The organism is Trinickia symbiotica (assembly GCF_003028655.1).
Taxonomy (GTDB): domain Bacteria; phylum Pseudomonadota; class Gammaproteobacteria; order Burkholderiales; family Burkholderiaceae; genus Trinickia; species Trinickia symbiotica_A.
Genome location: NZ_PYUC01000015.1, coordinates 113,232 through 126,873, shown reverse-complemented (window position 1 = coordinate 126,873; position 13,642 = coordinate 113,232). Strand labels below are relative to the sequence as shown.

Sequence of the window (13,642 nt, the reverse complement as noted above, 5' to 3'; positions counted from 1 at the left end):
TTCAGCCGATGATCCAGCTGTTGAAGCGTTCCGTCACGCGCGCGCGGTTGTCGGCCCACCATTGCGGGCTCGGCAGGCGCATATCGCGCACGTTGGCTGGCGCGGTCGGCAGCATCGCCGCGCGTGCCGGCGGTATGCTGGCAAAAGAATCGCGGTTCGTTGGCCCGTAAGCGAGCGTTTTCGTGAGCGTCGCCTGGTCTTTCGCGTTCGCGCAAAAGCGCACGAACTGCTTGGCGTATTCAGCGTGCGGCGTTCCTTTCGGAATCGCCCATCCCTCGATTGAATAAAGCCCCTGATTCCAGACAATCTTGACCGGCGCTCCCGCATCGATCGCGGCTTGCGCGCGGCCGTTCCACGTCGACATCATGTCGACTTCGCCGCTCTGGATCGCCTGCATCGCCTGCGCGCCCGATGTCCACCATAGGTTCACGTGAGCTTTGATTCGGTCGAGGCTTTTGAACGCGCGATCTACGTCCAGCGGATAGAGCTTGTCGAGCGACACACCGTCCGCGAGCAGGGCCTGCTCGAGGGTATCGATGGGGTTGCGTCGCAAAGAGCGGCGCCCAGGGAAGCGCTTGACGTCCCAGAAGTCTGCCCACGATTGCGGGCCGCTCTGAGCGAACTTGTCGGTCCGGTACGCGAGCACCGTCGAATAGACGTCGACGCCGAGCCAATCCGACGTGATCGCCTCGGGCATCAGCGCGGGAAAATCGGACGCCTTGAGCCCGATCGGCTCCAGGAATCCTTTCGACTCGAGATAGGGGATGTCTTGCGACAACGTCAACGTGGTCACGTCCCAGATGAAGTTCTTCGTCTGCACCATCGCGGCGAACTGCGCGACGGGTTGCGATTCGCGCGCCACGCTGACGACCTTGATGCCGGTGGCCTTCTCGAACGGATCGTAGAAAGCGGCTCTATACGCGGTCGTATAGGGGCCTCCTGGATCCGATACGACGATCTGCTTCAATTCCGCGCCAGCCCAGCGGGGCAATGCGGCCGCGGCGGCCAATGCTCCCGCCCGCTGCAAGACGCGGCGGCGTATCGGATTGAATTCATGCGTCATCTTCGGTCTCCCGCCTGATTATCGAAAGGAATGCAAGCGTTCGTTGCGCCTGCACCTATTTGGCGCGGCGACGAAAAAACTCTTCCATCATGCGTGCCGGCTCACCGGAGTCGTAGGCTTCCCTCTGAATGCGCTGACCGGCTGCGATGCAATCGCGAAAGCCAGCTTCGGTCATTTCTCGGAAGCGCTGCTTGTCGAGTCGCATCGCCACAGGTGGCTTCGCAGCCAGCTCGTTTGCGATTTCGAGCGCTTTGGTGAACACCTGATCGGCGGGCACCAGGTGATGGATCAGGCCGATGCGCTCACATTCGGACGCGTCCATCAGTCGACCCGTCAGTGTCAACTCGATCGTGCGCGACATGCCGAGCATCGCATTCATGATCCAGGGGCCCGTCGTGCTCGCGATGCCAGCGTTGATCTCGGGCTGTCCCATGCGCACGCCCGGGTGGCCCACTCGAATGTCGCCCAGCAGCGCGACCTGGAACGCAGATCCGGCCGCCGTGCCGTTCAGTGCCATCACGAGCGGCTTGCTCAGGCTGCGCAATGCATCGTAATAGCGCTCCCACTCGCGTACCCAGGCCACCGCACGCTCGCCATCGAAGTCATGCGCTTCGGCCAGGTCCTGGCCGGCCGAAAACGCGCGATCGCCGGCGCCCGTCATGATGATTGCGCGGACCTCTTCGTCGCCATCGAAGCGGTGAAGCGCTTCGATGATCCGTTCACGCATAGGCGTGGTCCACGCATTCAGGCGGTCGGGACGGTTCAATGTGATCACCGCAACGCGGCCGTGATTCGACAGCAGAATGTCGTCGCTCATGGGTTATTGCATAGAAATAGTGAAATGGTGTATCCCAATATATGCCTCCGAAACGATGGCCGCAAGCGGAATGGGATACGGGTTTACGTGACGGGGACATGCCGCCGATCGGCAACTGCGGGGACGTTGAGGTGCCGCGGAACCTCGCATCGCGGGATGAACCGCGGGTGCGAGGAATCCGGCGCCAGAAAGACGATGTCTTCTTGTGGCGGTTTCGCGGCTAGCCGGATTGCCGCGCAAGGACTGGCCCGCGTTCGGGACCCGTCACGTAGTCCGGTGGACGTGGCGGGCACCGACTGCCAGAGCGATGAACGCGAGCACTACCGACACGGCGGCGAAGGTAACGTTGGCCCATAGATGCCCGACGCTGCGCGAGAGCAGGGCGACGCCGACAGCCGGCAGCGAATTGCCGGTGTAGCAACAGAGCAGGTACGCCGACAACAACTCGGCACGTCTCTCGGCAGGCGCGATTCGATTGGCTTCTTGCAGGCTTCCACGAAAGCCGAGCGCGGTCGAGACCCCGCAGAGCGCGGTTGCGACGACCAGCAGTGTGACCGAGCCGGCGATCTGTGCCCACAGCAACAGCGCGAGGCTTGGGGGAAGCAGCCACAAGCCCGCGAACATGGCGACATGCGCGGCGAGCATCGGTGTCACGATGACCGTGATCGCGCTCGCGGCGAACAGCTCGGCAACGATCGCGCCACTGAGTGCGGGGCTATGCATATGCATGCTGTCTCCGAGCAGATTCGGCAAAAGAGCGGCGTAGAACCCGAGCAACGCAAAGGTCGCGAATGCCGTGACGGCCGGGGCGATGAACGCCGTACGCCGTTCCGGCGGAACACCGATGCGCGGCTCGATCGAAAGTTCGGCAGCCGAATGAATTCGTTGCTTGATGGTTTCGCGCGACAACGCAGTCAGCACCGCGGTGGCGATGAGAACCGCCAGATAGACGACGTACACCGTGCGCAGCGGCCACGGAACGAATTGCGCAAGCAAGCCCGCGATCACTGCACCGCCAGCGAGGCCGGCGAGATTGACCGCCGCGGCTAGGCGGCTTGCGGCCGCCTTGTCGGCCGAGGGGTGGAGTTCCGCGATCCATGCCGTTGCCGTGGCGGCGCCCACTCCGATTGCGAGGCCGCTCGCCGCGCGGGCGACAAAAAGCCATGCGGGGTGCGTGGCGAGCAGGAACAGCAGCGTGCTGACAATCGCCACGGCGAGCACGGCCAGACTGACGGGCCGCCGGCCAGCCCCATCGGACACCCGGCCGAAAAGGAATAGCGCGCTAAGGTTGCCGATCACGTAAGAGGCGTAGACGAGCGTGATGGTCAGCTCGGACAGGCCGAAACTACGCTGATACAGGGGATACAGTGGCGTGACTAACGGACTGCCTGCATAAAGCACGCCGAGCACGGCGGCGCTGACGATGAGCGATGGGCGTTGTTCGAGCGTCGCTTGCCGTCGCAAAGCCTGAAGCATAGGCTTCTCCTTGGGTTCGCGTACCGTCGGACGAAGCAAGCAATCTACGTTCCGCAAGGGCAGGCCGGTCACCGCCAAACGGAGCGAAATTATGAACGTCTTGATCAATATCGACGTAGACGACCTGAGCAAGGCGATTCGCTTTTACAGCACAGCATTCAGTCTCGAAGTCGGCCGTCGTTTCGGTGACGGCGGCGTCGAACTGATCGGCAGTTCCGCGCCGATCTACCTGCTCGTCAAAGAAGCCGGGACGCCATCCTCGAGTACGGCGTTCGACGCTCGCAGATATGACCGCCATTGGACCCCCGTCCATTTGGACCTCGTCGTCGATGACATTGAGTCGGCCGTCAAGCGCGCTGTTGAAGCGGGTGCCCGGATCGAGAGCGCGATCTCTACGCACAAGTGGGAAAGGCTGGCCTTAATGGCCGACCCGTTCGGTCATGGCTTTTGCTTCGTCCAGTTCCTCGGAGCCGGCTACGACGAAATTGCAACCTAGATTGCGCCATAAAACGGAATCGCTACTCGATAATCGCAGGCCTCATACGCGCGTCGCAACGATGAACAACCGTGGAAACGGCAGTAAAACGCTGCCGTCGCTCAGGGCCGGATACGCCTCGGCAATCGCGTCGCGATAACGCGCAAGGAACCCAGCCTGCTCGGTTTGATCGAGTGGCGACAGGAAAGGACGTAATCCTGTGCCCTTGAGCCATTCGACTACGGCGTCGGCTCCACCCGCGAGCGGATGATAGTAAATCGTTCGCCAAGCATCGACGCGGCTACAAAGCGGCTTCAACAACGTGTAGTACCACTGCGCCGTATGCCGAATGCCGAGTCGCACATCTTCGAGCTTCGCCGCCCACGGACCCGACGCTGCGACTTCCCGCATCAGGCGGTGCGTCGGCTCGTCCAGATTGTCGGGCACCTGGAAGGCCAACGTGCCGCCCGCGGCGAGCTTGCCGAGCAGTTTCGGAAGCAGCGTTTCATGGCTAGGCACCCACTGCAGCACGGCATTCGCAAGAATCAGGTCGTATGGCCCGGTGTCCTCCCACGTCGTGATATCGGCAACAGCGAACCTCAAGTCCGGCAGGCGCTTGCGAGCCGCATCGATCATGTCGGGCGAGCTATCGATTCCGCTGATCGTCGCCGCCGGCGCGAGCTCGCGCAGCACTTCCGTCGAATTGCCGGGCCCGCAGCCGATATCGATCGCGACGCGAACCTGCTCCATCGGTACGGCGGCCACCAGGTCCTTCACCGGCCGCGTACGCTCCTTCTCGAACAGCATGTATTGTCGTGCACTCCAATCGGTCTTGGTTTCCACGCTTCCTGCCTCCTCATTCAATGATCCGAATTGAGCGCCCCGCGAGGGCGCGCTACCGCTATCGCCGCGATATTGCTTCTTCGACGATGGACCAATTCTGGATGCGCGGGCGCACCGAGTAAAATGAATTTATAACTGGCATTGATTCATTTTTCTGATGGGCGCAAGCCGATGAAAATCGACACTCTTGGCGTGCAGGCGTTCGTTGCCATTGCCGATGAAGGCAGCTTTCAGGGCGCGGCGGACGCGCTCCATGTCACACAGACAGCGATCACGCAGCGCTTGCGCAAGCTCGAGGACTTTCTCGGGGTCACGCTGATCGAGCGTACGACCCGCTCGTTGGCGCTTACGGAAATCGGCCGCAACTTTCTGCCCCAAGCGCGGCGCTTACTCGCCGAGCTCTCGGACGCGCTCGCCGAAATCCGCGAGACGGGTGTCGCTCGGCGCGGCGACGTTTCCATCGCGTGCGTGCCGACGGTGGGCATTCAGTATTTGCCGCGCATCCTGCAGGCCTACTCGGCACGCCATCCGCACAATCGCATCCGGATTCTCGATCATGCGTCGTCGGCCGTCGCCCAAGCCGTGTTGCGGCGCGAAGTCGAGTTCGGCATCAACATTGGTGGCGAACATTACCCGGAGCTTACAAGTGTTCCGTTGACGGTCGATCGGTTCGTGTTGATTTGTCGGGATGATCACCCTTTGGCCGAGCGTCGACGCATCGGTTGGCGGCAATTACAAGCGTATCCGTTGATCTTCGCGGGCGAAGTAAGCGGCAACCGCGCGTTGCTCGACTTAGCGCTCGAGGCAAGCCAGGTGGCGTTGCGTTCGTTCTATGAGGTGCAGCGCAGCTCGACGGCGGTCGGTCTCGTCGCCGAAGGCGTCGGCGCCGCCATCGTGCCGCGGCTCGCGATTCAGAAGGGCGCCTATCCTACGGTCCGCGTCGTGGAACTCACGCATCCGGTCATCTCGCGAACGCTCGTGCTCGTGAAGCGTAAGGCGGCTCATCTGTCGCCCGCGGCTGAGGCGCTCTACGAGATGATTCGCGGCAATAGCGATCGTCAAGGCGGCAGCGCGTAGGCCGAGCGGCCTACACAAGCGTTTTCTCGGTGCTTGCGCGACTCAAGTCACCGATTGGTGTCCGAAGTGCAACACCGTGAGTCCGTTCGCATGTCTACCGCACGTCGGCGCGTCCTCCTATGATGAGTCCATGCAGGCGGCACACTGCCGCCGACGGAGTCCGCCAAAGTGGCGGATGTGTGCTCATTGTCGCCAGGAGAAATCATGACGCAGCGTATCAACTACGTTAAGCAATCGCCGGAACTCTTCAGGAAGTTTCTGGAGGTCAACAACCAGCTGAAGGAAAGCGCAGTCGAAGAATCGATCCTCGACCTCGTCTCGCTGCGCGCATCGCAGATGAATGGCTGCGCTTTTTGCGTCGACATGCACGTCAAAGAAGCGCGTATTCACGGTGAACGTGAGTTGCGTCTGCACCATGTCGCGATCTGGCGCGAATCGACCCTCTTCTCGGCACGCGAACGCGCCGCGCTCACATGGACGGAAGTGCTGACGAAGCTTCCCGAACATGGCGTGCCCGACGACGTCTACGAGCACGTGCGGACCCAGTTCTCGGAAAAAGAGCTGTCCGACCTGACATTCGCGGTAATGATGATCAACGGATGGAACCGGGCGAGCATCGCGTTCAGAGTCGTGCCGGGTTCGTCCGACAAGGCATACGGCCTGGATAAAGCGAACCTCGCTTGAATATTCGGGATCGTCGGCCCGCGCGTGCGGGCTTTACACAATTCCGCCTTGATCCCCCGACCGCCTTCGAGTGCACGATCGGTAGCCAGATCAGCGACAGGTCAGTCACGACCGACACCGCCGGGCAGAGCCTTATCGACCTGTCCGGCGGCCCTTCCAGGTCAAAGCCAGCGAGATGTGCTCTGGCGGTCCATGTCCGCGTCTCCGTATAAATCCTTACTTGAACCGCGCAATCCGGATACTTAAGCTGTGAAACGTTTCATTTCCGCCCCTTAAAAATTCGGCGAAGCGCGACGTGGACGAACGCAAAAAGACGACCAGCACGTTGAAGGACGTGGCGAATGCCGCGGGCGTTTCGCTCGGCACGGCGTCGAAGGTTCTTGCCGGCGCCGCCAACGTCAGTGAGGCGCGTCGCAGGCTCGTATGGGAAGCCGCGCGGCGGCTCGGCTATCGCCGCAATACGCTCGCGGCGGAATTGCGCAGCAACCGGCCCACATCGATCGGCCTCGTCGTGCCCGATCTGACGAACTCGTTTTTCATCGAGCTGGTCTGCGCCCTGGAAGACCACGCCGAGAAGGCCGGCTATCGGCTCGTTCTCGCGCACGCGCAGGAGGACCCGGAGCGCGAAGCGGAGCGAATCCGCTTCGTGCTGTCGCGCCAGGTCGCCGGCATGATTCTGATTCCGTGCCATGGATACCAGCATGCCGTCGACGAGCTGCGTGAATGCGACGTGCCGCTCGTGATGGCCGATCGCGTGGACAACACCTTTCCGGCGAATACGGTCACGACGGACAGCCGCCGCGCGGCGATCGACGGCACCAGGCATCTTGTGGCGCTCGGGCACAAGCGCATCGCCTTCGTCGTCAACGCGCTCGATCTCGTCAACAGCCGCGAGCGTGTGGACGGATACCTCGAGGCGATGCGGCGGGCCGATCTCGAGCAGCACGCTCGCGTGGTCGTCTGCGGCATGACCGACGCGGAGAGCCACGCGGCGACGCTGAGCCTCTTGTCGGAGCGCGAACGGCCGACGGCTCTCTTCACCGGGGCGAACGTTGCGACGCTCGGCGCTTTGCGGGCGATTCGCGATGCCGAGTTGCGCCTGCCCGACGATATCTCGCTGCTCTCGTTCGACGATGCGCCATGGATGTCGGTGCTGCGCCCCGGCATCAGCTCGATCCATCAACCGGTGGAGGCGATCGGTCGGGCGATCTGGAATCTGCTGCACAAGCAATTGAATGGCGAGACGACGGAAATCGTGCATTTGCGCATGCGCGCCGACCTTCGCCTGCGAGAAAGCACCGGCGTAGCACGTGAGCCGGAGCAGATCGACACCGCTTCTGAATCCGAATCAGCGCCGGCTTCCGCAGTGCCGGCCGTGCGCGCATGAGAGAGGTATCGAAGGGACTGGCGCTGTAACGTTCCATTTTTTGCATGCAGGCCCACAAAATCGAGCCGTCTGGCCCGAGATTACAAAAGGAAAGGAGACAGGCAAATGGATAAGCAACGACGCATCATCTTGGCGGGTCTTGCCGCCGCACCGCTAGCGGGCGCGGCGGGCGCGATTGGGGCGCTTATCAGCCAACCCGTATTCGCTCAGACCGCTGGGAAAAAATATCGCTTCGGCTTTTCGCAGGTCACGACGGTCGAGCCCTGGCGTGTTCAATTCAACAAAGATATGAAAGCGGAAGCCGCCAAGCATCCGGGAGTCGATCTCATCATTGCCGACGCGGGGGATCGGACCGACAAGCAGAACGCGGACATGGAGAACTTCATCGCGCAGAAGATGGACGCGATCTTCATTTCACCGAAAGAATCGGCAGGGCTCACGGGCGTCGTGGAGAAGGCCTACAAGGCCGGCATTCCGGTGTTCGTGCTGGATCGCAAGGTCAATGGCGATGCCTATACGCAGTTCATCGGCGGCGACAACGTACAGATCGGCCAAAAGGCCGGAGAATTCATCGTCAAGCTGATGGGCGGTCCGGGAGCGGCCAAAGGCAATCTCGTCGAGATCTGGGGCGGCTTCGGCGCGCAGCCGGCGCATGACCGGCACGACGGGGCCTTCTCCGTGATCGGCAAGCAATCGGGCATCAAGCTCGTGGGCGAACGCGTCGATTGCGACTGGAAGCAGGACAAGGCCTACGAGTACATGAAAACCGTGCTGCGCATGAATCCGAAGATCGACGTCGTCTACGGCCACAACGATCCGATGGCCTACGGCGCGTATCTTGCGGCGAAGGACGCGGGTCGCGAAAAGAACATCAAGTTCGTCGGCATCGACGGCTTACCGCAAGAGGGTGCTACGTGGGTCGAGCAGGGATTGCTGGCCGGCACGTTCATGTATCCGACGCCAGGGGCCGAAGGTATTCGTCAAGCGTTGAAACTGCTGAGCGGCGAAAAGATTCCGAAAGAGGTGACCCTGGCCACGCAGGGCATCTTCCCCGATAACGCAAAGACCTACATCGCCAGCCACTGAGCGTCACTGAGCGTCACTGAGTGTTCCCCGAGGCGCGGCACGCAGACGGTCGCGCCTCATGGATTGCACGAGGAGCCTGAATGCAAGCAGTCGAGACGACGGCGCTGATCGAAGCAACCGGTCTTTCAATCTCATTCAACGGCAGTACCGTACTCTCGGACGTCGATTTCGGCGTGGCGGCGGGCGAGGTGCATGCACTCGTCGGCGAGAACGGCGCGGGCAAGTCGAGCTTGATGAAAATGCTCGGCGGACTCTATACGCCCGATCGCGGCACGATTCGCGTGCGCGGCGTTCCGGCGCGTCTCGCCGGCGCCAAAGACGCCATCGATGCCGGGATCGCGCTGATTCATCAAGAACTGAACCTCGTCGATACGCTGTCCGTCGTCGACAACATCTTTCTCGGCAAGGAGATCCGCACGCGGTTCGGCTTTCCCGATCGCGCCGCGATGCGTGCGTCGGCGCGCCGCGCGCTCGATCAGCTTGGCTTCCATGCGCACCCCGACACGCTCGTCGGCACGTTGCGGGTGGGCGAGAAGCAGCTCGTCGAGATCGCGAAATCGCTCGTTGCCGATGCGAGAGTGCTGATCATGGACGAGCCGACTTCGGCACTCTCCGATACTGAAACACATGCGCTGCTCGGGCTGGTCCGTCGTCTGCGCGAGCGTGGCATGGGCATCGTGCTGATCAGCCATCGGCTCAGCGAGATCTTCGAGGTGGCGGACCGCGTGACCGTGCTGCGCGACGGCCGCCGGATCTCGACACTGAGAACCGCACAGATCGAATCGTCGACGGCGCTCGTTTCGATGATGATCGGCAAGGACTTCGCGCCGCCTGAGCGCGACGCGGACGCCGCACCGCGATCGCGGAACACGGTGGTGGACGTCAGCAATCTCACGCTGCGGGCGCCGGCGAGGACGATGGTACGCGAGGTCTCGTTCTCGGTGTTCGAGGGAGAGGTGTTCGGGCTTTCCGGCTTGCTTGGCGCAGGCAAGACCGAGTTGCTCGAGGCGATTTTCGGCACGTCCGCCTATGCGCTGGAAGGAGCCGTTGCCGTGTCGGGGCATCGTCGGCCCTTCCGCTCGCCGAGCGAGGCGGCCGCAGCCGGACTGGCATTCGTGACCGAAGACCGCAAGAAGGACGGGCTCATGCTCGACCACTCGCTCGAAGCCAATTTATTGTTGCCGTCGCTGCCGCGCGTGCCGGGCTTTCCGTTCTATCGACGTGGCCGGCTCCGCGCATGGGCAGCCGAGCGGGCCCGCGCTTCGCGCGTCAAGCATCGAAGCCTCGCTCAGCCGGCAAGGACGTTGTCGGGCGGCAATCAGCAGAAGCTCATCATCGGCAAATGGCTGATGACGCGGCCGCGAATCTTGCTGCTCGACGAACCGACACGCGGCGTCGACGTCGCGGCGAAAGCCGAAATCTATCGGCAGATATTGGAGGCAGCGAGCTCGGGCGTGACCGTGATCGTTGCAAGCTCGGAGATCGACGAACTGATGCTGCTTTGCGATCGCATCCTCGTGCTGTGCGAGGGGCAGGCGAAGGGCATTCTGCCGCGCGGCGAGTTTTCGGCGGACGTCCTCATCCGCCTCGCGTCGCCATGAGCCGAGCTGGCTCGGCTCGGCTCGATCGAATCCGTCGAAACCAACGCAGCCTCGAAACGGAGAATCATCATGCTGCAAGCGCAGGACCATGCCGTCGAACAGGCTTCGCCGACGCGCACCCGTCATCTCAGCGTCCTGATGACGCACCTCAAGTACTACCTCGGGCTCATCGTGCTGCTCGTGGTCGGCGCGCTGACGTCGCCGCATGCGGGCGACGGTAGCAACATCTTCTTGTCGAGCGCCAACATCTCCGACGTGTTCCGCCAGGTGGCGAACGTCGGCGTGATGTCGATCGGCATGACGCTCGTGATCATTACCGCCGGCATCGACCTTTCCGTCGGCGCGATCATGGGTCTCGGCAGTGTGCTGACCGCGATGCTGCTGACCACGGAAGGATGGAGTCGGGCCACCAGCGCTTCGCTCGTGCTCGATGCAATCGCCGCAGCATCGGTCATCTTCATGGTGTCGCGTGCGTGGCTCGCCCGTGTTCCCGCGCAAGGCAAACGCGCGTCGGCCGCGCATGCGGTCCCCGCCGCGATCGCGCTCGTCTGCGCGGCCCTTGTCTGTGTGTACATCGCTTCGCATGCCGCGCACCGGATGCCGCTTCTCGCGGTGCTGTGGATCGTGCCGCTCGCGGGCTTCACCGTCGGCGGCATCAACGGCTGGGTCATCACGCGTGGCCGCATGCAGCCGTTCATCGTGACGCTTGCCGCGATGGTCGGCGTGCTGGGCGCCGCGCGGCTCATCGCCGGGCAGGATACCGCCGTTTATTCGATCTACAGCGGGACCAACGCATCGACCGACATCGAGGGTCTGCGCGCGCTGTTGTTCAACCTCGTACCGGTGCCTGCGCTTTTCTTTCTCGTCATAGCGCTCGTTTTCGGTTTCATCATGAACCGGACCGTCTTCGGCAAGTACCTGTACGCGATCGGCGGAAACGAAACCTGCGCGACCGTCTCGGGCCTCGACGTCAATCGCCAGAAGATGATCGCCTATGCGATCTCCGGCATGCTCTCGGCGCTCGTCGGCGTGCTCTACGCGGCACAGTACAGACAAGGCAAGGCCGACGCCGGCATGGGGTGGGAGCTCGATGCGATCGCGGCGGTGGTGATCGGCGGGACCAGTCTGATGGGAGGCATGGGGCGCATCTCGGGTACGGTCGTCGGCGTGCTGATCTTCGGCTTTCTCGGCAATATCCTCTTGCTGAACGACATCGACAGCAACACGCAATTGGTTCTCAAAGGATTGATCATCGTCATCGCTGTCTTCCTGCAGCAGACGGATATCGGGCGCATCCGCTGGATGAAACGCTAGGGCGACATGACGGGGGGGGGGCTTGCCATAGCGAGCTGATTCGGGGCACGATGCGCGGATCGTTTCGTCCCCTCACGGTTTACGCATGCCCCAATCGAATGGAAGCTCGTCGGCCAGGTTCAGTCTTCTGAAAGGCATTTTCCCGATCGGCCGCGCCGCGGCATTCCGCGATGTCCTCGCCGGAATATCGCTCGCATCGATGGATATTCCGCAAGTCCTCGGTTATGCGCGCATCGCGGGCATGCCGGCCGTGACGGGGCTCTATACGGTCTTTCTTCCGCTCGTCGCGTTCGCCTTCTTCGGCGCATCCCGTCATTTGGTGGTCGCGGCCGATTCCGCAACCGCCACCATTTTCGCAAGCCGCGTTTCGGCGATGGCGCCGATGGGAAGTGCCGAATACATCACGCTCGCAAGCTCGGTCGCGCTTATGACCGCGGCACTGTTGCTGCTTGCCCGCATTTTCAAGCTCGGCTTTCTTGCCGATTTTCTTTCCCGCACCGTGCTCATCGGCTTTCTCGCCGGCGTGGGCGTGCAAGTATCGATCGCCATGTTCGGCGATATGTTCGGCATGACGGTGCCCATCCCTTCATCGCGAAGCTTTGCGCAACTCGTCTACGTCGCCGGCCATCTTACGCAGGCCAATCCGCCGACCGTTGCGCTGACGGCGCTCGTCGTCGTCGCCATCCTCGGCTGCAAGCGCTTTTTGCCCCGTGTGCCCATGTCGCTCATCGCGGTGGTGGGCAGCATCGCGGCCAGCAAGGTTTTCGATTTCGCCGCGCACGGCATGTCGGTACTCGGTCCGGTAGCGGGCGGACTGCCGCTGCCGCGTTTTCCCGTCGTGACTTGGCAGCAGTTGCTCGACCTCGTGCCGGTCGCCGCGTCGTGCTTCGTGATGATCATCGCGCAGAGCGCCGCGGCGGCGCGGGTGTTCGCGCAGGCGCACCACGAGGAAGTCGACGCGAACGCTGACATCCTCGGGCTCGCCGCGGCCAATGCGGCGGCCGCGCTCAGCGGGACGTTCGTCGTCAACGGCAGTCCGACGCAAACGGCCATGGCCGAGCGCGCGGGCGCGCGCAGCCAGATGGGCCAACTCGCGTTCGCGGTTGTCGTCGTAGTCGTGCTGCTTTTCCTTAGCTCGTTTCTCCAATATCTGCCGCGTTGCGTGCTGGCCGGCATCGTCTTTACCATCGCGCTGGGGCTCATCAACGTTCAGGCGCTGAAAGCGATTCGAGGCGAAAGCCCCGGCGAATTTGCGCTGGCTCTGGTGACGGCCGCCGCCGTCGTTTTGGTGGGGGTCGAGCACGGCATTCTGCTCGCTGTTGCCTTATCGATGATGCGGCACGTGCGGCACAGCTATCATCCGCATACGATGGTGCTCTCTCCCGCCGCACCGGGCGGACGGTGGCTTCCCATGCCGTCGCGGCCCGGCGTCATTACCGCGCCGGGCCTCATCGTCTACCGGTTCGGCGCGGATCTGTTCTATGCTAACGATCACTTCTTTTGCTCGGAAGTCGCCGGACTCATCGAAGCGGCGCGCGAGGAGTTGCACTGGTTCGTCGTCGATGCCGGGGCCATCACCGACCTCGACTACTCCGCGGCGCGTACTGTGAGCGACTTGATACAAGATCTGCGCGTGCGCAACATCCGCGTGATTTTCGGGCGCGTCAACAGTTACTTGCGTTCGGATATGGACCGGCATGGCGTAACCGCGATCGTGGGCACATCGAACATCTTCGAAACGCTCCACGAGGCGCTTGCCGTTGTAGGGATCGAGCCGCCTGCGCACGTGAATGGCGGTCTGTAGCGCGATTTCGGCGGC

12 protein-coding genes are annotated in these 13,642 nt (G+C 62.6%); 8 read left to right on the top strand and 4 right to left on the bottom strand.

The features are described 5' to 3' along the window. Position 1 precedes the first annotated feature (1 nt). The 3 genes from C9I57_RS25800 to C9I57_RS25790 all read right to left on the bottom strand — a co-directional run bounded on the left by C9I57_RS25800 (position 2) and on the right by C9I57_RS25790 (position 3,356). Positions 2-1,063 carry an ABC transporter substrate-binding protein gene (locus C9I57_RS25800; protein WP_107153428.1) on the bottom strand — a complete coding sequence of 354 codons (1,062 nt, stop codon included), beginning with the start codon at positions 1,061-1,063 and terminating at the stop codon, positions 2-4. A gap of 55 nt (positions 1,064-1,118) precedes the next feature. Beyond that, on the bottom strand, positions 1,119-1,880 hold the full coding sequence (locus C9I57_RS25795) for an enoyl-CoA hydratase/isomerase family protein (protein WP_107153427.1): 762 nt from the start codon (positions 1,878-1,880) through the stop codon (positions 1,119-1,121). A gap of 264 nt (positions 1,881-2,144) precedes the next feature. Next, entirely contained in the window at positions 2,145-3,356 is a 1,212-nt protein-coding gene (locus C9I57_RS25790) for an MFS transporter (protein ID WP_107153426.1), read from the bottom strand. 91 nt (positions 3,357-3,447) lie between these two features. Between C9I57_RS25790 and C9I57_RS25785 the strand changes: the two genes are divergently transcribed. After that, a complete protein-coding gene (locus tag C9I57_RS25785) occupies positions 3,448-3,852 on the top strand; it encodes a VOC family protein (protein WP_107153425.1) in 405 nt (134 codons plus the stop codon). Between the two features lie 42 nt (positions 3,853-3,894). On the opposite strand, the gene tam is transcribed toward C9I57_RS25785, so the two are convergent. Beyond that, positions 3,895-4,674, bottom strand: coding sequence for a trans-aconitate 2-methyltransferase (gene tam, locus C9I57_RS25780; protein WP_107153424.1), 780 nt, complete (start codon positions 4,672-4,674; stop codon positions 3,895-3,897). 171 nt (positions 4,675-4,845) lie between these two features. Between tam and C9I57_RS25775 the strand changes: the two genes are divergently transcribed. The 7 genes from C9I57_RS25775 (at position 4,846) to C9I57_RS25745 (ending at position 13,627) form a co-directional block, all read left to right on the top strand. Beyond that, entirely contained in the window at positions 4,846-5,751 is a 906-nt protein-coding gene (locus C9I57_RS25775; protein ID WP_107153423.1) for a LysR family transcriptional regulator, read from the top strand. A 204-nt stretch (positions 5,752-5,955) separates the two neighbouring features. Then, entirely contained in the window at positions 5,956-6,435 is a 480-nt protein-coding gene (locus tag C9I57_RS25770) for a carboxymuconolactone decarboxylase family protein (RefSeq protein WP_107153422.1), read from the top strand. Positions 6,436-6,730: 295 nt separating this feature from the next. Continuing rightward, entirely contained in the window at positions 6,731-7,822 is a 1,092-nt protein-coding gene (locus C9I57_RS25765) for a LacI family DNA-binding transcriptional regulator (RefSeq protein ID WP_107153421.1), read from the top strand. Between the two features lie 105 nt (positions 7,823-7,927). Continuing rightward, complete coding sequence (locus C9I57_RS25760; protein ID WP_107153420.1) at positions 7,928-8,908, top strand: substrate-binding domain-containing protein; 981 nt, start codon at positions 7,928-7,930, stop codon at positions 8,906-8,908. Positions 8,909-8,988: 80 nt separating this feature from the next. Next, positions 8,989-10,509: a sugar ABC transporter ATP-binding protein gene (locus tag C9I57_RS25755; protein ID WP_107153419.1), complete on the top strand. Its 1,521-nt coding sequence runs from the start codon at positions 8,989-8,991 to the stop codon at positions 10,507-10,509. A gap of 69 nt (positions 10,510-10,578) precedes the next feature. Beyond that, on the top strand, positions 10,579-11,823 hold the full coding sequence (locus tag C9I57_RS25750; RefSeq protein ID WP_107153418.1) for an ABC transporter permease: 1,245 nt from the start codon (positions 10,579-10,581) through the stop codon (positions 11,821-11,823). An 85-nt stretch (positions 11,824-11,908) separates the two neighbouring features. Beyond that, a complete protein-coding gene (locus C9I57_RS25745) occupies positions 11,909-13,627 on the top strand; it encodes a SulP family inorganic anion transporter (protein WP_107153417.1) in 1,719 nt (572 codons plus the stop codon). Positions 13,628-13,642 lie beyond the last annotated feature (15 nt).